19 protein-coding genes are annotated in these 20,988 nt (G+C 49.4%); 14 read left to right on the top strand and 5 right to left on the bottom strand.

The features are described 5' to 3' along the window. The first annotated feature begins 3 nt into the window (after window positions 1-3). The 5 genes from ispG to der all read left to right on the top strand — a co-directional run bounded on the left by ispG (window position 4) and on the right by der (window position 5,839). Window positions 4-1,116: a flavodoxin-dependent (E)-4-hydroxy-3-methylbut-2-enyl-diphosphate synthase gene (ispG, locus tag Q0698_RS05580; protein ID WP_298634542.1), complete on the top strand. Its 1,113-nt coding sequence runs from the start codon at window positions 4-6 to the stop codon at window positions 1,114-1,116. A gap of 11 nt (window positions 1,117-1,127) precedes the next feature. Further along, entirely contained in the window at window positions 1,128-2,402 is a 1,275-nt protein-coding gene (gene hisS, locus Q0698_RS05575; RefSeq protein WP_298634540.1) for a histidine--tRNA ligase, read from the top strand. 57 nt (window positions 2,403-2,459) lie between these two features. Further along, window positions 2,460-3,152, top strand: coding sequence for a tetratricopeptide repeat protein (locus Q0698_RS05570; RefSeq protein WP_298634539.1), 693 nt, complete (start codon window positions 2,460-2,462; stop codon window positions 3,150-3,152). Further along, window positions 3,149-4,291 (top strand): outer membrane protein assembly factor BamB, encoded by a 1,143-nt coding sequence (gene bamB, locus Q0698_RS05565; RefSeq protein ID WP_298634537.1) that lies wholly within the window; start codon window positions 3,149-3,151, stop codon window positions 4,289-4,291. The genes Q0698_RS05570 and bamB overlap by 4 nt, the downstream gene beginning before the upstream one ends. Before the next feature lie 75 nt (window positions 4,292-4,366). Next, a complete protein-coding gene (gene der, locus Q0698_RS05560; RefSeq protein WP_298634535.1) occupies window positions 4,367-5,839 on the top strand; it encodes a ribosome biogenesis GTPase Der in 1,473 nt (490 codons plus the stop codon). A 113-nt stretch (window positions 5,840-5,952) separates the two neighbouring features. Here der and Q0698_RS05555 read toward each other — a convergent pair whose 3' ends face one another. Further along, window positions 5,953-6,591, bottom strand: a complete 639-nt coding sequence (locus Q0698_RS05555; protein ID WP_298634533.1) for a histidine phosphatase family protein — start codon at window positions 6,589-6,591, stop codon at window positions 5,953-5,955. Between the two features lie 39 nt (window positions 6,592-6,630). Between Q0698_RS05555 and Q0698_RS05550 the strand changes: the two genes are divergently transcribed. Together Q0698_RS05550 and Q0698_RS05545 are read left to right on the top strand one after the other, a co-directional pair. Beyond that, the gene (locus tag Q0698_RS05550) at window positions 6,631-7,185 is read left to right on the top strand and encodes a cob(I)yrinic acid a,c-diamide adenosyltransferase (RefSeq protein WP_298634532.1); all 555 of its coding nucleotides are present in this window, start codon (window positions 6,631-6,633) and stop codon (window positions 7,183-7,185) included. Then, window positions 7,164-8,447 (top strand): MFS transporter, encoded by a 1,284-nt coding sequence (locus tag Q0698_RS05545; RefSeq protein ID WP_298634531.1) that lies wholly within the window; start codon window positions 7,164-7,166, stop codon window positions 8,445-8,447. The genes Q0698_RS05550 and Q0698_RS05545 overlap by 22 nt, the downstream gene beginning before the upstream one ends. A 27-nt stretch (window positions 8,448-8,474) precedes the next feature. Here the strand turns inward: Q0698_RS05545 and Q0698_RS05540 are convergent, their stop codons facing one another. Beyond that, complete coding sequence (locus tag Q0698_RS05540; RefSeq protein ID WP_298634530.1) at window positions 8,475-8,774, bottom strand: MGMT family protein; 300 nt, start codon at window positions 8,772-8,774, stop codon at window positions 8,475-8,477. A 67-nt stretch (window positions 8,775-8,841) separates the two neighbouring features. Between Q0698_RS05540 and Q0698_RS05535 the strand changes: the two genes are divergently transcribed. The 6 genes from Q0698_RS05535 to Q0698_RS05510 all read left to right on the top strand — a co-directional run bounded on the left by Q0698_RS05535 (window position 8,842) and on the right by Q0698_RS05510 (window position 14,313). Next, window positions 8,842-9,876: a DUF481 domain-containing protein gene (locus Q0698_RS05535; protein ID WP_298634529.1), complete on the top strand. Its 1,035-nt coding sequence runs from the start codon at window positions 8,842-8,844 to the stop codon at window positions 9,874-9,876. A 69-nt stretch (window positions 9,877-9,945) separates the two neighbouring features. After that, window positions 9,946-10,380, top strand: coding sequence for an FxsA family protein (locus tag Q0698_RS05530; protein ID WP_298634527.1), 435 nt, complete (start codon window positions 9,946-9,948; stop codon window positions 10,378-10,380). 106 nt (window positions 10,381-10,486) lie between these two features. Continuing rightward, window positions 10,487-10,780, top strand: coding sequence for a co-chaperone GroES (locus tag Q0698_RS05525; protein WP_298634525.1), 294 nt, complete (start codon window positions 10,487-10,489; stop codon window positions 10,778-10,780). 35 nt (window positions 10,781-10,815) lie between these two features. Further along, window positions 10,816-12,456, top strand: coding sequence for a chaperonin GroEL (groL, locus tag Q0698_RS05520; RefSeq protein WP_298634523.1), 1,641 nt, complete (start codon window positions 10,816-10,818; stop codon window positions 12,454-12,456). 105 nt (window positions 12,457-12,561) lie between these two features. Beyond that, a complete protein-coding gene (locus tag Q0698_RS05515; protein ID WP_298634521.1) occupies window positions 12,562-14,013 on the top strand; it encodes a DASS family sodium-coupled anion symporter in 1,452 nt (483 codons plus the stop codon). 99 nt (window positions 14,014-14,112) lie between these two features. Next, entirely contained in the window at window positions 14,113-14,313 is a 201-nt protein-coding gene (locus Q0698_RS05510; RefSeq protein ID WP_298634519.1) for a hypothetical protein, read from the top strand. A gap of 423 nt (window positions 14,314-14,736) precedes the next feature. Here Q0698_RS05510 and Q0698_RS05505 read toward each other — a convergent pair whose 3' ends face one another. From Q0698_RS05505 to xseA, 3 genes are all read right to left on the bottom strand, one after another. After that, on the bottom strand, window positions 14,737-15,267 hold the full coding sequence (locus tag Q0698_RS05505; protein WP_298634517.1) for a type VI secretion system tube protein Hcp: 531 nt from the start codon (window positions 15,265-15,267) through the stop codon (window positions 14,737-14,739). A 297-nt stretch (window positions 15,268-15,564) separates the two neighbouring features. Further along, window positions 15,565-17,829, bottom strand: a complete 2,265-nt coding sequence (locus tag Q0698_RS05500; RefSeq protein ID WP_298634515.1) for a S46 family peptidase — start codon at window positions 17,827-17,829, stop codon at window positions 15,565-15,567. A gap of 61 nt (window positions 17,830-17,890) precedes the next feature. Continuing rightward, on the bottom strand, window positions 17,891-19,354 hold the full coding sequence (gene xseA / locus Q0698_RS05495; RefSeq protein WP_298634513.1) for an exodeoxyribonuclease VII large subunit: 1,464 nt from the start codon (window positions 19,352-19,354) through the stop codon (window positions 17,891-17,893). A gap of 96 nt (window positions 19,355-19,450) precedes the next feature. Here xseA and guaB point away from each other — a divergent pair, with 96 nt between their 5' ends. Beyond that, window positions 19,451-20,923 (top strand): IMP dehydrogenase, encoded by a 1,473-nt coding sequence (gene guaB, locus Q0698_RS05490; protein WP_298634511.1) that lies wholly within the window; start codon window positions 19,451-19,453, stop codon window positions 20,921-20,923. The last annotated feature ends 65 nt before the right edge of the window (window positions 20,924-20,988 follow it).

The following is a 20,988-nucleotide window of genomic DNA, read 5'->3' as shown; positions in this document are numbered from 1 at the left end:
GATATGAAGTTTGAATCTCCAATTAAACGTCGTAAAACGCGCCAGATTATGGTCGGAAGTGTACCAGTAGGCGGCGATGCGCCGATTGCGGTTCAAAGTATGACGAATACCAGTACTGATGATATTGATGCGACCGTGGCGCAAATTTTGCGACTAGAAAACGCAGGCGCTGATATCGTTCGCGTGTCTGTACCTACCATGGAAGCGGCGGAGGCATTCGGTGAGATTCGTCGACAGGTCTCGGTCCCTCTCGTAGCGGACATCCACTTCGATTATCGCATAGCCCTCAGAGTGGCAGACCTTGGCGTTGATTGCCTACGAATTAATCCAGGTAATATTGGTCGTGAAAAGCGTATTCGTGCGGTGATTGATAAGGCTCGAGAACATAGCATTCCCATTCGAATAGGTGTCAATGCAGGTTCCTTGGAGAAGGATATCCAGAAGAAATACGGCGAACCTACTCCGGCCGCATTGGTAGAGTCTGCGATGCGCCATATTGATATCCTGGATCAGCTCGATTTTCATGATTTCAAGGTGTCTGTTAAGGCAAGTGATGTATTTATGGCTGTTGGCGCCTATCGTCAATTGTCACAGCAAATTGATCAACCTCTTCATTTGGGTATCACCGAGGCAGGTGGTTTCAGAGCTGGAGCCGTTAAATCAGCTGTGGGCTTGGGCATGCTGCTAATGGACGGTATAGGGGATACCATTCGAGTTTCGCTAGCCGCCGACCCCGTAGAGGAAGTCAAGGTCGGCTACGACATTCTGAAGAGCCTACGCTTGCGTTCAAAGGGCGTTAATTTCATTGCGTGTCCAAGCTGTTCGCGACAGAATTTTGATGTCGTTAAGACCATGAATGAATTAGAGATGCGCGTTGAAGATATCCCAACAGCGCTAGATGTTGCGGTCATTGGTTGCATTGTTAATGGCCCTGGCGAAGCGCGTGAAGCGGATTTGGGTCTAACCGGTGGCACGCCTAATAATCTAGTGTATGTAGACGGCGAGCCGAGTCATAAATTGGGCCAAGGTAACTTGGTGGACGAATTAGAGTCTTTAATTCGGAAGAAGGCGGCCGAAAAAGCGGCGCTTGACGCGACGATTATTGCTAAGAGCTAAGGGTCTTAATTGTGAAAAAACTTCAAGCCGTCCGAGGCATGAATGATCTTACTCCAGAGGGTTCACCTGTCTGGCAATATCTAGAGGGCGTTATTTCCGACCTGTTAGCAAGTTATGCTTACCGTGAAATTCGCTTTCCTATTGTTGAACAGACTGCTTTGTTTAAGCGGGCGATTGGCGAAGTCACAGACATCGTTGAGAAAGAGATGTACACCTTCGAAGATCGCAATGGCGATAGTTTAACACTGCGTCCTGAAGGGACGGCATCCTGTGTCCGTGCCTGCGAGCAGAATGGATTACTCTACAACCAGACTCAGCGACTTTGGTACAACGGACCGATGTTTCGCCACGAGCGCCCACAGAAGGGCCGCTTGCGCCAGTTTCATCAAGTGGGTGTAGAAACCTATGGAATGATGGGGCCTGATATCGATGCCGAAGTCATTGCCATTAGTGACAAGCTTTGGCGTGAATTGGGCATCCGTGATGCGGTAACCCTTGAGTTGAACTCGATTGGTTCACTTGCAGCGCGAGCAGAATACAAGGAAGCGTTAGTGGCATTTCTGCGCCAGCACATTGAGCGTCTTGATGAGGATAGTGTTCGCCGTCTTGAGACCAACCCGCTAAGGATCTTAGACTCGAAGAATCAAGATGTTCAGGCGTTGTTGGGTGACGCACCGAATTTACTTGATTACCTTGATGATGAGTCAGCGGCGCACTTCAAGCAGTTGTGCGAGTTCTTAGATGCATTAGGAATTAGCTATCGTATTAACCCGCGTTTGGTTCGAGGTCTTGATTATTATAACGCCACCGTCTTTGAATGGGTGACGGATAAATTAGGCGCGCAGGGTACCGTATGTGCCGGTGGCCGTTACGACCGCTTGGTTGAACAGCTTGGTGGAAAGCCTACGCCAGCGGTTGGTTTCGCTATGGGACTAGAACGTTTGGTGCTATTGTTGGAAGCGCTTGACGTGGTTCCTGCCGAACTAAGCCAGCAAGTGGATGTCTATGTTGTTGCGGTAGGTGATGTCGTGGCAGAGGCGATGCAAATTGCCGAATCGGCTCGCGAGTCAATTCCAGGACTTAGAGTTCAAATGCATTGCGGTGGTGGTAGCTTTAAATCGCAAATGAAGAAGGCCGATCGCTCAGGCGCGTCACTCGCATTGATTTTTGCGGAAGACGAGAAAGCTCGTGGTGAGATTAACGTGAAGTGGCTGCGCGAACAACGTGATCAAATGACGATCCCGGTTGCCGACGTCGCTACCTTCTTAGTTGAACAGATTGCTTAACAGACAATAAATAATAGGTGCAAACAAAGCAGCGCCAAAAGTAGTAGGAGAGAACAAGTGGATCCATTACGTACAGAAGAAGAACAGCTAGAAGCACTAAAACTCTGGTGGGAAGAAAATGGCAAGCAAACCGTTGCGGCCATTGTTCTGGTTGCCGCGGGTTGGGGTGGTTGGCAGTACTGGAGTGCTCAAGAGCAAGCCCACCGTGAAGATGGATCGGCACTGTATAGCCAGTTGCAGACCTTAGTGGCAACTCCTGATCTGACCGATATCCAAAAGGCATCAATTGAAACGTTGGGTGAACGTCTTCAAAGCGAATTTGACGATACAGGTTACGCAGATTTCGCCGCGCTAGAGTTGGCGAAGTATCGCTTCAATCAAGGTGATACGTTAGGTGCCGAAGTCGTGCTCGCTAACATTAACCTCGCCGAAGCGCGACCAGAAATTGCACAAGTTGTAGCGCTACGTCTAGCTCGCGCGCAATGGGCCAACGGTGATGCGGACGCAGCATTAACTACTCTGAACAGCGTATCGGCAACTACTTTTAGCAGCCTATATGATGAGCTCCGCGGTGATATCGCGTTCTCGCAGGCAGATCGTGCTTCCGCGAGGGCTTACTACCAATCAGCGCTCACTGCGTTGCAAAATAGTGATCAAGGTCAAGCGAGCATGCAGCGTGAAGGTCTGCTAACCATGAAGATCGATAGTATACTGGTTGATAGCTCAGCACAGGTTGGAGTCGCAGAATGAAATTTAGCAAGCTAGTTGCCGGGGTAGTTGTAGCAACGCTGCTTAGTGGCTGTGAACTTTTCGACGACGAAGACCCAAAGGCACCCGCGGATTTAGTCGATTTCGAATCAAGTATTTCCGTCAATAAAGATTGGTCGCGGTCCATTGGCTCGCAGCATGAGTATCTATCACCGATGCGTTTGGCTGAAGATGCAGGAGTTATATTCGCCGCTAATCTCGACGGTGAGGTTTATGCTTATCGACGTAATACCGGTGAGAAGGTTTGGGAAGTGGAGCTTGATATTCCTCTTTCTGGCGGTGTTTCAGCTTCACGTGGATTGGTCACTGTAGGTGGTCCACAGGGCCAAGTTGTAGCCCTTAGCACCGTTGATGGTACTGAGAAATGGCGAGCTAAATTGGCAACAGAGGTTCTCTCTGCTCCAGTGAATACCGGCCGTCAGGTAGTGATTCATACCCCAGATGGGTTAGTGACTGGTCTATCCAGTGCAGATGGCTCGGTGCTTTGGGAATACAAAGAAACCTTGCCACTACTCACCATGCAAGGCGTCTCCGAACCGATACTCGAGGGACCGTTTGCTCTGGTAGGTTTTGCGTCAGGTAAGTTATCCGCAATTCGAACTGATACGGGGCTGCCAGCATGGGAAGCGCTTATTGCTCTGCCAAGTGGTCGTTCGGACATCGAAAGAATGGTTGATCTTGATGGGGAGCCAGTAGTCGTCGGTCAGTCCGTCATAGCGGCAACGCTTCAGGGTTATATTAAAGCGCTGGATATGCGTAGTGGTCGAGTGCTCTGGGAAGCCAATGCGTCGACTAGTACGGCGTTAGCGGCAGGTTTTGGCCAAGTTTATATCGCTGAGCTGGATGGAAGTGTCACAGCTTATCGTGCCGACACGGGTGCGCAAGTGTGGCGCAATGACCAGTTGAGCTATCGTGGCCTTTCGGCTCCGGTGACCTGGAGTTCCTATTTGGTGGTGGGCGATGCGGATGGCTATGTACACGTGATGTCTCAGCGTGATGGTAGCTTCGTGGCACGCTTCTCGGTGAGCGGTGCGGTCCGTTCGTTAATGACCTCGCGTGGAAAATCTTTGTATGTCCTTGACGATAGTGGACGAATTACTGCGCTAACTATCGAAGAGTAAGCTAAATTGTTAGAAGGCGGTCTGTAGAAGTCTGCGGGCCGCTTTTTTTTGTTTCATTAAAAGGAAAATATCCTAGTGATACCGGTTATTGCTCTAGTAGGGCGCCCAAATGTTGGTAAATCAACGCTATTTAATCAGCTAACGAAGTCGCGAGATGCGTTGGTTGCCGACTATTCCGGGCTAACGAGAGACCGAAAATATGGCAACGCCAATTACGAGGGTCGCAAGTTCGTAGTGGTTGATACCGGAGGTATCAGTGGCGACGAACGGGGTATTGATCGCGGTATGGCTGATCAAAGCTTGGCGGCGATTGAAGAAGCAGACCGTGTTTTCTTCCTGGTGGATTGCCGAGCGGGTATGACGGCAACGGATGAAATGATTGCGGAGCACCTGCGTTCCGTGAACAAGCCCGTTTACTTAGTCGTTAACAAAATCGATGGTTTACATGCCGAAGCACAGAGTGCTGAGTTCTTCTCTTTAGGATTGGGAGAACTTCATCTTATTGCAGCATCCCATGGACGCGGTATTAAACAGCTGATTGAAGATGCGTTGAGTGACATTCCTGAAAGTATTGTGGAAGACGGCGAGGATGACGACGACATTCGCGGTATTCGTATGGCGATTGTCGGCAGACCCAATGTGGGTAAGTCCACACTCGTTAATCGTCTGTTGGGCGAAGATAGGGTAGTAGTGTATGACCACCCTGGCACCACGCGAGACAGTATCTACATTGATTACGAGCGTAATGATCAGTCCTACACCATAATCGATACAGCGGGCGTCAGGCGCCGAAAGAGTATTCGTGAGACGGTAGAAAAATTCTCTATCGTTAAAAGTCTTCAAGCAATCGATGATGCCAATGTTGTCGTGTTGGTAATGGATGCCAGCGAAGGTTTGGTCGATCAAGATCTACACTTGCTAGGACACTGTATCAAGCGCGGTCGAGCGTTAGTAGTCGCCCTTAACAAGTGGGATGGCCTGCCGGAAGAGCAGCGGGACTATGTGAAGAAAGAACTCAATCGTCGCTTAGTATTCCTGGATTATGCCGATATTCACTTCATCTCGGCGCTCCATGGCACCGGCGTTGGTCACTTATACGAGTCTATTGATGCCGCCTACGAAAGTGCTACGCAGAAGCTTAATACCAACCAAGTAACGAGAATTCTTGAGGATGCGGTAGCGACCCATCCACCACCGTTGGTTAATGGTCGTCGCATTAAACTCCGTTACGCTCACGCGGGCGGTCAAAATCCTCCGCTGATCGTGATTCACGGTAATCAGACGGATAAGGTTCCCGCCAGTTATGTGCGCTACCTCGAGAAGACATTCCGTCGCGTCTTGAAGTTAGCTGGAACCCCATTGCGCTTGGAGTTTAAGGGCAATGAAAACCCCTTCGAGCACAAGAAGCCAAAGCTTGTGGATCGACAGGTGAATCGCAAACGTGGGCTGAAGAGCCACAAGAACAAAGAAAAGGCGAAGGCTAAGTTGGCGGGAACTAGGAAACCAGCGCGTAAGAAGCCAGCACCTAAACGTCCTACCTCGCGTTAATTCACAAGCCAAATAGGTTGGTAACGCATAGGGATGATCCTAAAGTGACCAAAACAGCGGACATTAGCAGTTATCGCCCGATGCCATTAGTGGCCGATATCCATTAGCGTCCGTTAGCTGAGTAACGCATCGCCACCGTTAACCACCGTACCGTTAATAAAGTGAACGCTTGATCGTTCGCCCAAAGGTCCGTGCGAATGGACAATTCTCGAGATTGCCGCATAGGGGAGATGTAATTGGCCAATACTCGCTAAGGGAAGATTCAAAATAGTGGCGAGGTGAACACGAATTAGCCCACCATGCGACACCACCAAAACCCGTTTACCCTGATGCGTATCAAGTAAGTTTTGCCAGGCACTCTGTGTTCGCGCGACAAGTGTTTCCATAGGTTCGATACCCACCTCATTACAATTAACTGGATCACTGAAATAGGCCATGGCAGCGGCTTTATCGGTTTTCCAAACATCTTTAACGAGCTTGCCTTCCCAGTTACCGAAACTCATTTCACGCCAGCGTTCGTCAACCTCAAAGCCCAAAGCATGGGTGTGAGCAAACTCTTCAGCGAAGCGTCTACAGCGAACTAGTGGCGACGCAATCACCTGTTCCCAGCCGCCATTATTCTCCTGAGTTTTCTCACGCAACTGCCGCCAGCCTAATTCTGATAGAGAGACATCTGTGCTACCGCGAAATATCTCCCCGCCCTCGCAAGCGCCGTGTCGTAAAAAATCGACAACCGTGGTTGATGAACTCATGTTAAGCTACCTTAAAAATTTGTTAGAGCAATAGTACCAATGGGTAATAGATTATCAAAAATATATACGCGTACAGGCGATGATGGGACCACCGGTATGGGTGACGGTTCGCGCATTGCGAAATCCAGTGCACTGATTGAGTTGATTGGTACCCTTGACGAATGTAATGCTCTACTGGGCATTGCGGCATCGTACTGTGAGACTGCAGGTTATCGACACGAGGCCGAAATCATTACCCAAATTCAACACCGAATGTTCAACGCCGGTGGTGAACTAAGTGTTCCCGGCATGCAACTCATTCATGAGGAAGATGTCAGCTGGGTTGAAGCTAGTATCGATGGTATCAATGAGCATCTACCTGCTCTCAAAGAATTTATTCTTCCGGGCGGGAATCTATCGGCATCTGCGACCCATGTTGTGCGCACCGTTGTGCGTCGCGCCGAACGCCAGGCGGTAGGCTTGAGTAACGAGCTCGAAATTAGCCCAAGCCTTATTCGTTGGTTAAATCGATTATCAGATCTATTGTTCGTGCTGGCCCGAAGTCTTGCGCGAAAGGATGGTGGAGAGGTCCTGTGGCAGAATCCAACACGTTGATTGGCACGATTCGACATTACTTCAAACCTCAGGTGATGGCTATGGCTGCCTTGGGGGTGGGAGCGGGACTGCCATTCTTACTGGTATTCTCCACGCTAAATTATTGGTTAGCTGACGAGGGTGTATCCAAGTCCACCATTGGTTTTTTTGCAGCCGTTGGTATCACTTACTCCATAAAGGTGATTTGGGCGCCATTGATTGACCAGTGGAAACTTCCTCTTCTAGGTAAATTGGGTCGCCGACGAAGCTGGATTTTCTTAGGACAATTAGGCATAGCGCTGGCGCTATTCTGGATGAGTCTGTTGAATCCGCAAACGGAGTTGCAATGGCTTGCCGTGGCTTCAGTAGCAGTTGCCTTGAGTTCGGCTACTCAGGATGTTGCCTTGGATGCTTGGCGTATTGAGGCTATTGACGAGGCCTACCAGGGCCTCATGTCAGCGTCCTATATTTTTGGTTACCGTGTTGGCCTACTTATAGCGGGAGCAGGGTCCCTTTACCTAGCTGACTTTGTTTCCTGGCAATTTGCCTACCAGTCAATGGCTCTCTTCATGTTGCTGCCTATGTTGGTGTTACTCGTCCTCCGCACAGACGCGCACGTAGAGGCTGTTCAGAGTGAAAATTGGCAAGCGTTGATTCAACGGGTAATTGTTAGCCCGTTTAAAAATTTCTTTTATCGCTATGGTCGTGCCAGCTTAGCGATACTAGCCTTTGTTGCGCTGTATCGATTAAGTGATATCGCTATGGGCGGCATGGCCAATCCGCTCTACAGTGATTTAGGATTTTCGAAGTCTGACGTCGCAAGTATCGCTAAGGTCTTTGGATTTTTCATGACTATTTTAGGCGCCTTCGCCTGTGGCTTTGCGGTGGTTCGATTCGGCGTGATTAAACCGCTATTCGTTGGCGCAATCTTAGTGGCGACGACTAACTTGCTCTTTGCTTGGCTGTCCGTGTCTGGTGCCGATTTAACGGTGTTAACACTCGTAATTAGCGCTGATAATCTTGCGGCAGGAATTGCCAATACCGCTTTTGTAGCCTTTCTCTCATCACTAACAGACAGAGAATATACCGCAACACAGTACGCGCTTTTTAGTTCGTTTATGACCCTACCCGGTAAACTTTTTTCGACCACCTCAGGCGTATTGGTAGAGTCCTATGGATTCACGGACTTCTTCTTTATCTGTGCTGGACTTGGAATTCCCGCTATCTTGCTGCTACCAATGATTACGCGAGTGACTCAGGGAGTAAAAGCGAAAGTAGCGTGAAGCTTTAGCTAGTCTGCGTTAAGGAGTTTAGCTGCGAGAGGGAAAACTGACGCGAGCGCCGTCGACGGTCGCCCCTTCGTTGAGCAAGCGTTGTCGTTGCTCTTGTCCTGAAGGTGAGCCAAGCGGCAGGGCAATATGGTGTCGACTGTTAAGGACGCGATGCCACGGTAGCTTGGTGTTTGGGGGTAGTGTTTTCAGCACCCGCGCTACCTGCCTTGCATGCGATGGATGGCCAGCTAGTTTGGCGATTTCCCCATAGCTGGTGACGGTCCCTACTGGGATTTGACTTAGGATGGCGTACACTTGATCATTAAAAGTAGGGTTCATAAATACAATTAGTATCTTCTATTTCAGAGATTCCAATCAATCTACAACGTTTTTAAAAGAGATCATAATGATAAAACAGGTTTTTACGGCAATAGTTGTAGCCACTGCTAGTGGAATTGCGTCTGCCGATGTATTAGTCACCAAGAATGGCGAACGTCTATTGGGTGAATTGGAGTCCATTCGTGGTGATTCATTAGTTTGGGCCTCCGACTCCTTTAGTACATTAACACTATCTAAGTCAGATATTGCTGAGTTGGTGCTTACTCAGGCTATTAACATTAATGGTCATGATGAGCCTTGCTATATGGACAGCTTTGTTGACGGCATGATGAGACTTAATTGTGAAGGCACCGAATCATTCGTCCATTTGGATATGCTGCAATCGTTGGAGCCGTGGATTGACCCAGATTATGAATACTTTAGCTGGACCGGCAATATCAGGCTCACTGGAGAGCTTTTTTGGGGTAATAAAACGGATAAAGATTGGACCTTGGATTCCGCTACCAGTGTTTACAAAGGCGATTTTCGGCACACGGGAGCGCTGTATTATAAACGTGATGACAACTCCGATCCTTTAGCGGAGTCTGATATTAAATGGATAGCAAGCTATAGCTTAGATTGGTTTTATAATGAGCACTGGTACCTCAACAGTAACACTGAAGCACGCCGAGATGATACGGATTCCATTGATAGTCGATACACGTTTGGTGTGGGTATAGGTTATCGTTTCTGGGATGACGATACCGGTCATTTATTCATTGAGAATGGCCCGGTATATGTTAAGGAAACGTTAGATGAAAGTGGTCTTAAAACTACGACTAGCTCAACCGGTTGGCGATATAAATTTGATTGGTTTACGCCATTTCCTATTTGGAGCGAGGAGTTAGGTGCCGCGCCAGATTTCTATCATACTCACACCGTGACCATGACAGACACTGATAACCTCCGCACCCAGATTGAATCGAATACGGGGCTCCGCTTCCCGGTTTTCGGTAGCATTAACGCTGACTTTGATTTCGAGGCCGACTACGACGATATGCCGAGTGAAGGTAATCAAAAAACTGACTATCAACTTCGATTAGGAATCTCTTATACCTGGTAAGATATTATCCGCACTTGAAAAATGGAGGTATCACCTCCATTTTTATAAGTCACATAAAGAGGATTCACTATGCACAAAGTACTCTTCGGCTTAATTGCCATTCCAGTTATAGAACTATGGGTGCTAATCACTATCGGTGCTGAAATTGGCGCGCTAGCAACCATCGCATTATGTTTTGTTACCGCGTTTATTGGTGTTCAGCTATTGCGCCACCAAGGCTTTGCTCTGCTTAGGCAAGTTGACGAAAAGGTCGCTCGTGGCGAAGCTCCTACTGGAGAATTGGTTGAAGGAGTCGTGATGGCAGTAGGGGGAGGTATGTTGCTATTCCCTGGGTTTGTCTCTGATGTCGTCGGCTTTTTGTTGATTCTACCGGCAACACGCTATCTCTTTATCACGCGAGTAGCGAAGTACTATCAGTCGAGAGCAAAATTTTATGCGGCCAGCCAGAGCGGAGTGATCATTGATGGTGAGTTCGAGCGCCATTCCGACAAAAATCTAAAATAATTTTTTAGTAGGGCTTGAATTTAGAGAATTCGAGCCCATCTATGCAAGAGTGCTAGTTTAATGCACGTTGTAAACCGCAATAATAATCTATTGGAGATATACCACGATGAAAATTCGTCCTCTACATGACCGTGTTGTTGTTCGTCGCAACGAACAAGAAGAGACAACAGCAGGCGGTATTATTCTAACCGCAGCAGCAAAAGAGAAGCCGAATCAGGGTGAAGTTGTAGCGGTAGGCCCAGGGGCTGCTTTGGATAATGGCGAAGTTCGCACGATGAGTGTGCAAGTAGGCGATCAGGTTGTCTTTGGTCGTTACGCAGATAGCAACACCATCAAAGATGGCGACGAGGAGCTTATTATCATGAGCGAATCTGAAATCTACGGCATTGTTGAAGCTTAATATCACCGGTTTAAACGAATTGAGGTAATTGGAAAATGGCTAAAGAAGTTTTATTTGGCGACCAGGCTCGCGCGAAGATGTTAGTAGGCGTGAATGTTCTGGCTGACGCCGTCCGTGCAACACTTGGACCTAAAGGTCGTAACGTAGTACTAGATAAGTCTTTCGGCGCACCGACGATCACTAAAGATGGCGTATCGGTTGCGAAAGAAATCGAACTAGAAGACAAGTTCGAGAACATGGGCGCACAAATGGTTAAAGAAGTTGCGTCAAAGGCAAACGACGTGGCGGGAGACGGCACGACTACGGCTACCGTATTGGCTCAGTCTATTGTTAACGAAGGCCTTAAAGCGGTGGCAGCGGGCATGAACCCGATGGACCTTAAGCGCGGCATCGACAAAGCGGTTATTGCTGCCGTTGAGCACCTACACTCCTTGGCAATCCCGTGTGCCGACACAAAGGCCATTGCACAGGTTGGTAACATTTCGGCTAACTCTGATTCGAGCATTGGTGACATCATCGCTGAAGCTATGGAAAAAGTAGGCAAAGAGGGCGTTATTACTGTTGAAGAAGGTTCTGGCCTGCAAAACGAACTAGACGTCGTTGAGGGTATGCAGTTTGACCGCGGTTACCTATCTCCTTACTTTGTCACCAACCAAGAAAGCATGCAGGTTGAATTGGATAACCCATTCATCCTATTGGTAGATAAGAAGATTTCTAATATTCGTGAATTGCTGCCAGTCCTAGAACAGGTAGCTAAATCTTCACGTCCGCTACTGATTGTTGCTGAAGACCTTGAAGGCGAAGCACTGGCTACCTTAGTCGTTAACAACATGCGCGGCATTATGAAAGTTGCCGCATGTAAGGCGCCTGGCTTTGGTGATCGTCGTAAAGCAATGCTTGAGGACATCGCAATCCTTTCAGGTGGTGCTGTGATCTCTGAAGAAGTGGGCATGGAAATTGAAAGCGCTACGCTGGAGCACCTTGGCCAAGCTAAGCGTATTACACTGAGCAAAGATACTACCGTTATTGTTGACGGCGCTGGTAACGCTGATGCGATCCAAGCTCGTGTTGTCGCGATTCGTGCGCAGATTGAAGAGACCTCTTCAGACTACGACCGCGAGAAGCTTCAGGAGCGTGTTGCTAAGCTAGCTGGCGGTGTTGCTGTCATTAAAGTGGGTGCAGCCACCGAAGTAGAAATGAAAGAGAAGAAAGATCGCGTTGAAGATGCACTTCACGCTACCCGCGCAGCCGTGGAAGAAGGTGTTGTTGCCGGTGGTGGTGTTGCGCTAATCCGTTGCGTTAAAGCATTGGAAGGTCTTACTGGTGATAACCTAGATCAGACAGCAGGTATTAACCTAGCCCGTCGTGCTATGGAAGCGCCACTTCGCCAAATCGTTGATAACGCCGGTGATGAAGCTTCTGTGGTGGTTGATAAGGTGAAGCAAGGTGAGAACACTTACGGCTATAACGCTGGTACGGGAGAGTACGGCGATATGATGGCAATGGGTATTCTAGATCCAGCTAAGGTGACTCGTTCGGCACTTCAGGCTGCCGGGTCAATTGCCGGTTTGATGATTACCACTGAAGCCATGGTTGCTGATAAGCCATCTGCTGATGCAGGCGCGCCTGACATGGGCGGCATGGGTGGAATGGGTGGCATGGGCGGCATGATGTAATCATCCCTCTTTGTTACTCGAAAAAACCGCGCTGCTTAGCGCGGTTTTTTTTGCCCAAAATTTGTTAAGCTAGGCGGCAAATAACAAAAATCACTCGGACTTGCTATGCCTCTATCGTTTTATCTTCCTCGCCAACGCAGCAGCATTGCCATCGTTGCGGCACTGGGACTTTTCTTCCTGATGCAGCTAACTAGTGGCTATCAAACCACTATGAGTGATCAAGCCTGGGATGTGGCGAGCTTGGTAGTCTTAATGGCAATTCTTTGGGGATTCGAAGCGATTCCAGTGGCCGTAACCGCTCTCTTGCCATTAATCGTCCTGCCGTTACTAGGCGTAGGAGGTCTGCGAGACTTTTCAGCCGGCTATGCGCATCCGCTAATTTTCCTTTTTCTTGGCGCTTTTATCCTTGCCCTAGCACTTGAGAAGTGGCATCTACATCGTCGCATAGCGTTAGCAATCCTCAGTCGAGTGGGGACGGAAGGGCGAGCGATTATCGGGGGCTTCATGCTCATCGCAGCGCTGCTATCCATGGGAATGACGAACACCTCAACAACCATGATGTTGTTGCCCATTGCGTTGTCTGTTGCCGCATTGATTAGCGAACGGGATGACCTTCAGCCTACCTCGAAAAAGAATTTCGCTATCGCATTAGTTATCGGCGTAGCTTTCGGTGCCACCATTGGCGGTATGGCAACGATTATCGGCACTCCTCCCAATGCCCTGGTTGCGGCGTTCGTGAGCGAAGAATATGGTATCGATATTGGTTTCACTGAGTGGCTCGCTATCGGATTGCCGTTAACCTGTATGTTGCTGCCCTGTGCCTGGTGGGTGCTAACTCGCTTGGTGTTTCGCTTTCAGGTCTCGTCGAGTGATACGGTTCAGTCACATATCTTTGAGCTGAAACAAGCCCTCGGCGAAATGTCCTCAGCGGAGAAACGAGTAGGGCTAGTGTTCTCGTTGGTAATTTTTTGCTGGGCGCTCAGACCCTGGTTGGCGTCGTCCCTCGACCTACCGTTTTTAAGTGATGCGGTAATCGCACTTGCTGCAGCGGCATTACTGTTTGTGATCCCCGCTTCATCTAACAGTGAGGAGCGTCTTATGGACTGGGATACTGCCAAGACCTTGCCTTGGGCTGTTTTACTCCTATTTGGAGGCGGTTTGAGTTTAGCTGGAGCGGTGAACTCGTCGGGCTTGGCGCTGTGGCTGGGTGAATCACTATTGCCGTTCAGCCAATATGGTCTGCTGGTGCTTATCCTAGCGGTGACCTTTACGGTGGTGTATCTCACTGAATTGACCTCCAATTTAGCAACCACGGCAACCTTTCTTCCTATTGTAGCGGCGCTTGCGCTGCAGTTGGATATTAGTCCGTTAATTCTCTGCATACCGGTCGCGTTAGCAGCAAGCTGTGCGTTCATGCTACCCGTAGCCACAGCTCCGAATGCCATTGTGTATTCATCAGGACTCTTTGCGGTGGCTGATATGGCCAAGGCCGGCATGCGCTTGAATCTGATCGCGGGCTTTGTTGTTGCGATGTTCTGTTTTCTATTTCTGACCTAGGGGTGAGTTCGACCATAAGTGAGAGATTTGTTCGCTAGAAAGTCGTCTCGATCAAAAGTATAACGAAGCACAATACTCTTATTCTTTATGGGCTCTGTAATGCGCTTTACTCTTAGTTTTCGCTTCGCAATATTACTAACCGTATGGAGTAATGATAATTCTACTTCTGTGCAAGTGGGGCCTCCTATTTTACTGGTGGCGGTTTTTCCTGTTTCGGCAACAGCGCACCCCGCCGTAGTCGAGCAGGGAGCGGCAGCATTTCTTAACACGAGTAATTTCTCTGAGCCATCGGTGGGATGACTTTGACCTATTAGTGGAGCTTAATCTTGCTCCGGCGCAGGTTCGGTATCCTCAATATGAAGTAGTTGTTGATCAGATCAATGTTTGCGGTTAACAACAAATAGTCCTTTCTACCAAAGTGCCTTAACCTTAAATTCTCGTGCTGTGACCGCCGTTGATACCCCCTAGCCTTAGACCATTAGATTTTATCTATCGAGAGTTTCTTGAATTTAACTAGGGAAGGGCTACCAATAGTCAGTATGTTGCTGGGTACTGAGATGTTTAGCCGCACTGTTCTAATAGCTAGGAAGTAAGAGGTAGTCGATAAAAAGCCCCAGCAGAGTCTCTGTTGGGGCTTTTTTGATGCGTTAGCAGCTTTTGCTACATAAAGCGATAAAGCTAAATCCGCAACTCAATCTCACCTTTCAGCGAGAGGTTGAACCACTAACGACAGCTTCCATAAATCGTAGAGGTTGAGGATGAACCAGGTCGACCGTCGGGAGTTTGCTCAGTATAGACCCACTCGGCTACCTCGAAATTCAGAGTTACGGATTCAGCTAGTCTATCCTGTTCATTCGAACCACCCGTAGACACCGACGAAACGGAAACGTTTCTTAGGGTGATGGTCAGGTAATCCATTGGCCTTTCCCCTTGACGAGTAATTGTCAAAGTCGCTTCAGGAAATGATTGATTGGCGACGACGCTCATCATTAACTCGCCACTTGCCTTATCAATCCACTTGGTAAGCGATAAGCCTTCTACGCAGGCGCCACCGCGGTTATTCCTCTGGCCTTCACTACTGACTCCCCAACTCCATGCTAAAACGTCGATTGCGCCTCGGTGGTCGGCGTGCTGAGACTCGCCTTCAATGTCGCCGATCTTGATGAACATATCAACGGCGGCTGATGCGGTTGTTGAGAAAACAGTTAGTAGAGCTGACACCGAAAGTGCCATGATTTTGCGCTTGATACTCATATCCTTGATCCTATCCAAATTATAAGTATCTAGATGGTTGCATTTTGTACAGCTCGATGCAATTGAATACTTCCCTGTTATGGCGAACGTAGATCTCAATTTGTAAGTGCTATTGTCGGGAGTATGCGTGAATACTGTGTTCGACTAGTGTGTCTGACTTGCGCTGTGAATTAGAGTGCTCGCTTGCCTTGATGGGATGGTTAAGCAATAAAAGAGGTTACAAAAAAGGGCGTCTAGTACTTAGACGCCCCCAATTACATTTGACGCTCGCGATGAGCGCTCACTAGCTACTAGGAATTAGTGTTCAATACCCATTTCCTCAAGCAAACGCTCGGTGTTATCCACATTCTCCATGACCCAAAGCATGTAGCTAACATCTACGTGAATAGAACGCGTTGATGAGGTGAAGTCCCAGTCAGCATTGATGCTGTCATAGGTGCCATCGAATAGCAGACCAATGAATTCACCTTTACCGTTCATAGTCGGTGAGCCTGAGTTACCACCGGTCGTATCAACCGTAGTGAGGTAATTCACGGATACCGAATCAAGAGTCTCATCATAGTAACGACCATAGTTTTCCGCTTCAATTTGCTCAAGCTGAACCGCCGGAGAATCGAATGGGTCTTCGCCCGTGTACTTCGCGGTGATGCCGTTTAGGGTGGTGAAGGGCACGTAAGAGTCAACACCGTCGTTACCGTCAGCTGCCTCTGTGAAGCTTCCTGCTGGTGGGGTGTAGCCTTTCACGACACCGTAGGTCACGCGCAAGGTGCTATTAGCGTCCGGGTAAACAGGAAGGCCCTGCTCACCGTAGAAGTCGATCAGCATTTGCATATAGCGTGGGCGCAGCTGTGAGTATAGGCCAGAACGATCTCGAGCCTCCTCCTCGCGCTGCATTCTAAAGTCGAACATCGTTACGGCTAGCTGAATGAACGGATCTTCAGACTCAGCAAGTTGCGCCGGCGTTGCTGTCATTAGAGTAACGCGATTCTCGGCATCTTCCATGCTGGACTGGGCATACATTTCGTCCAGTTTCGCAGAGAGAAGCTGTGCGTCTTCAGCCGAACCATTGAGTCCGAAGAAGGCGTCAAATTCTGCAACACGCTGGTCAGCAGGAAGCGCTAAGTAGTTCTCAACGAAGAACATCCAAACGGCCTTATCAACGTTCTGGTCGTAGCGACGGTTGATGCGTTGCAGGCCCGCTTCGATACGCGGTAAATCACGCTCTTGGTAACCCAGCGTACGCTCGTCGTTAGCCTTTTGATTTTCGTGGGCTAGACGAACAAGTGTGTTAGCGGCTCCTAGGAGGCTGCTTCGCGCCATGTAGTTAATGGCGAAGTCGCGTTCCTGGTTTTGGCTGTCTTCGGCGATGAGCTCACTCAAGTCGTTAAGGCTGTTGGCGTACTGCTCGGTACGCTCTGCATCACTATCAATCCAAGCCTGTAAGTCGGCTTCGAGTTGGACTTTACGCTGAAGTAAATCCGAACGCGCGTAACCTTCCATCATGCCCATGAAATTCTTGGCATAGTTGTTAAGACCAGCAATCTGGCTAGCATACTTGAGCTCAGCATCAGTGCCTTCACCCGCTGCTTCACCAATGGTGGCAGACCAGTTAGCTAAAACCTTTTGCATGGTTGGGTAGTACCAGTTGAACTGGTTTTCCACTTCAAGCGCAGTACGGTAACGATTGGTGCTGCCTGGATAGCCAGCGACCATTACGAAGTCGTGTTCGGCTGGACCTTGTGTAGCCACCTTTAAGTGATTCTTAGGGGTAAATGGCACATTCTCTTCAGCGAAATCAGCGGGTTGACCGGTTGGGCTTACGTAGGCGCGGTAGAAACTGAAGTCGCCCGTGTGGCGCGGCCACATCCAATTGTCGATATCGCCACCGAACTTACCAATGGAGCTAGCAGGGGCATAGACCAAGCGGACGTCACGGATTTCCATCTGCTTGAGCAAATAGTATTGCAAACCGCCGTAGTAGGAATAGACATTACAGCGATAGCCATCGGTTTCTTCACAGGCCGCCACAATGGACTTCTCGGCATTCTCGATCGCTTGGTTGCGCTCTAGACCACTCATTTCATCGTTGAGTGCAGCGTTAATGTCACTAGTGACGTCCACAACGTCTTCGGTCACATAGATACGCGAACCGGGTGCTGCGGGTAGTTCGTCAGTCAACTGTTCGGCATAAAAACCGTTGGCCAACAGATCGTTGTCTTCAGTTGAGTTGTACTGGATAGAGCCGTAGGCGCAATGGTGGTTGGTGGCAACCAAGCCCTGCGGAGAAACGAAAGACGCAGTACAACCGCCTAGGCTGATGACCGCATTCATTGGGAATTCGGTGAGCTTGGTGAGGGATTCAACCGGTAACTCAAGGCCAAGAGTTTGTAGTGTATCACCTAGCTGAGGAAGCTGTTCAGGCATCCACATACCTTCGGTGTTAAAACTATCGCTCGTTACATCAATGGTGGTTTCTTGCTGAGGTGTGCTATCGGGTGATGAGCAGGCAACCAGCGTTAGGCTTAGCGCGCTAGTGGCAAGCCAAGGCGAAATTCGCTTCATATTATATTCCTTGTGGGAGTTTTTTAAGCATGAATAGTGTAAGTAAAATCGAGATGGTTAGCTACTTATCCAAAATCTGGGCCGAAAGACTGCCATCACGGAATAGAATCTCTATTCGGTCATCCGTCTTAAGTGCACTTTTGCTTGGTGCAACTTTACCGGAGTCATCCTTAACCACCGCATAACCGCGCTCAAGCGTCGCTAATGGCGAAACGGTATTGAGCTTTGATACTAGAAGCTTAAATTGCTCCTGCTTAGGCGTGAGGAGTCGCTGCTGGATAAAGCCAATTTGCTTAACACTCTCGTGCAGTCGAGATTGCTGAGCCGAAAGCGGTGTCTGTAAAAACGTGTTACTAAGACTATTACGATCCAGTGCGTTGCGCTGGTGGGCTAAATTTGCCTCCTGGGCGCGAATTAGACGGTTGCTGAGCTGGCCCACAAGCTGCTGCTGTTGAGTCAGGCGCTCACCGGGGTGACGCAGTCGTTGTGCCAAGCTCGCTAGGTGCTGTTTACGGGCGCTAAGCTGCCTGCCCATCACCTGTTGGAGGGAAATTTGATTGCGATCAACGGTTTGTGCGTGCTGCTGGAGCTGGCGGGAGGGCGAACGAAGCCGCTGTGACAGAGTAGTGAACTGGCGCTTATTCAGTTGGCCGATGCGAATCAAAGCCCGCTGCAGACGAGCGCGAAGCTGTTGCACCTGAGTGAGCCAGACGCTTTGGTCAGGGCTCGCAAGTTCAGCGGCCTGCGAAGGCGTCGCGGCACGGACGTCGGCGACTAAATCGGCAATCGACACATCGGATTCATGCCCAACGGCCGATATAATAGGCACTTCAGCTGAGAAAATGGCTCTCGCCACCTGTTCGTCATTGAAGGCCCACAGATCCTCAAGAGACCCGCCACCTCGACCAACAATGAGTACATCAAATAACTCACTGGCCTCCGCTAGCTGGATGGCCTTGACGATCGCTGCTGGGGCGTCAGCGCCCTGAACAGCTGTGGGGATAATTGTTACGGGAATACTCGGGCAACGGGCATGGAGGACTTTTAGGATATCATGAATGGCAGCGCCCTTGGCGGAGGTGATCACGCCAATGTGTTGCGGTTGTTCTGGTAGAGGCTGCTTAAATTCGGGGTTAAATAGCCCCTCGTTCTGTAGCTTTTGTTTTAGTTCGTCGAGCTGTCTTTGAAGTGCACCAAGCCCGGCGTCTTCCATGTGATCAGCCAATAATTGGTAATCACCTCTGCCTTCGTAGAGACTGACTCGACCACAAACTAATACCTTTTGGCCATTCTGTGGCCGCACCCGAGAACGCATATTTCGCCCTTTAAACATCGCGCAACGAACCTGAGCTCGACTATCCTTAAGGGTGAAGTACCAGTGCCCGGAAGCGGCAATAGTTACATTCGAGAGTTCACCTTCCACCCAAATCATAGGTAGGTTGGCTTCTAGCACCTGTTTGGCGAAGTTATTAAGCTGGGCAACCGTGAATATTTGCCTTTGCTCTGAGGGGGGTGAATTGTGCATAATTTAAGGCTTATAAATTCTCGGGCAGCTAGCTAAAGTCATCTACAGATACTTTAACACTAGTTGCCTTTTTTAACATCTATAGAGGTATGCCCCATGCTGCGAATCGCCCAAGAGGCTCTAACCTTTGATGATGTATTGCTGTTACCAGGTTACTCGGAAGTAACCGCGCAGGACGTCTGCGTGAAAACCCAACTAACACGTAATATATCGCTCAATATTCCTATCGTGTCCGCCGCCATGGACACTGTCACCGAAAGTCGCCTTGCGATTGCCATCGCCCAAGAGGGTGGTATTGGCATAATCCATAAGAGCATGACGATTGAAGAGCAAGCGCAAGAAGTCCGTCGCGTTAAGAAATACGAAAGTGGCGTAGTTCGCTCCCCCATTACTATTGCTCCAACTGCTACGGTTGGCGAGCTGATGGCTATCCGCCGCGAGAATAATATCTCGGGTGTGCCAGTAGTCGATGGTGATGACTTAGTAGGTATCGTAACGTCCCGTGATGTTCGCTTCATTGAAGACATGTCTACTCAGATTGCCAAGGTCATGACCCCTAAGGCAGACCTTGTCACACTGCTGGATGGCGAGATTGAGCCAGCACGTGTTGAGCAATTACTGCAAGCAAACCGCATCGAGAAGTTGCTTGTTGTGGATGCAGATTTCCGTTTAACCGGTCTAGTCACCGTAAAGGATATTGACCTAACCGAGCAGTACCCCAATGCCAATAAAGATGCCGAAGGGCAGCTTCGTGTTGGCGCTTCAGTGGGAACTAGTCCTGATACCGACGATCGCGTTGCTGCGTTGGTTGCTGCGGGCGTTGATGTCCTAGTGGTTGATACTGCGCACGGCCACTCTAAGAACGTCCTTGAGCGCGTTCGCAAGATCAAAACTGACTTCCCTCAGGTTGATGTGATTGGTGGCAACATTGCTACGGCAGCCGCCGCTCGTGCACTGGTTGAAGCTGGCGCTGATGGCGTGAAAGTGGGTATCGGCCCGGGTTCAATTTGCACTACCCGTATTGTGACTGGTATTGGAGTCCCACAGATTTCAGCCATCGCCAATGCGGTTGCTGAAGTGGGCGGCGAAGGCATTCCGGTTATCGCTGACGGCGGTATTCGTTTCTCTGGTGACATTGCGAAGGCATTAGTCGCTGGCGCAAGCGCTGTGATGATGGGTTCTATGTTCGCGGGTACGGAAGAATCACCGGGCGAGACAGAATTATTCCAGGGTAGAACCTATAAAGCGTATCGCGGCATGGGTTCACTGGGTGCTATGAGCCGCACGAAGGGTTCTGCCGATCGCTACTTCCAGGATACCTCGAAGGGAACTGAGAAACTGGTTCCCGAGGGTATTGAAGGTCGCGTTCCCTACAAAGGCGCACTGAAGAATGTGATTCACCAGCTGTTAGGTGGCGTAAAGTCTTCAATGGGTTACACCGGTTCGGCGGATATGGAAACCTTCCGCAGTGTACCGGAATTCGTAAAAGTTACGGCCGCTGGTATGAGTGAATCACACGTCCATGACGTACAGATTACCAAAGAGGCCCCTAACTACCCAATGAAGTAAGTCTAGGGTAGTAATGGCCATGCGGAACCGAGTAAATAGGCCTAGGCTAGTTACTCGGTTCTTTG

Origin of the sequence: uncultured Umboniibacter sp. (genome assembly GCF_947497555.1) — a bacterium.
GTDB lineage: Bacteria > Pseudomonadota > Gammaproteobacteria > Pseudomonadales > DSM-25080 > Umboniibacter.
The sequence above is the reverse complement of the archived record's forward strand: the minus strand, read 5'-3'. Positions and strand labels throughout refer to the sequence as shown.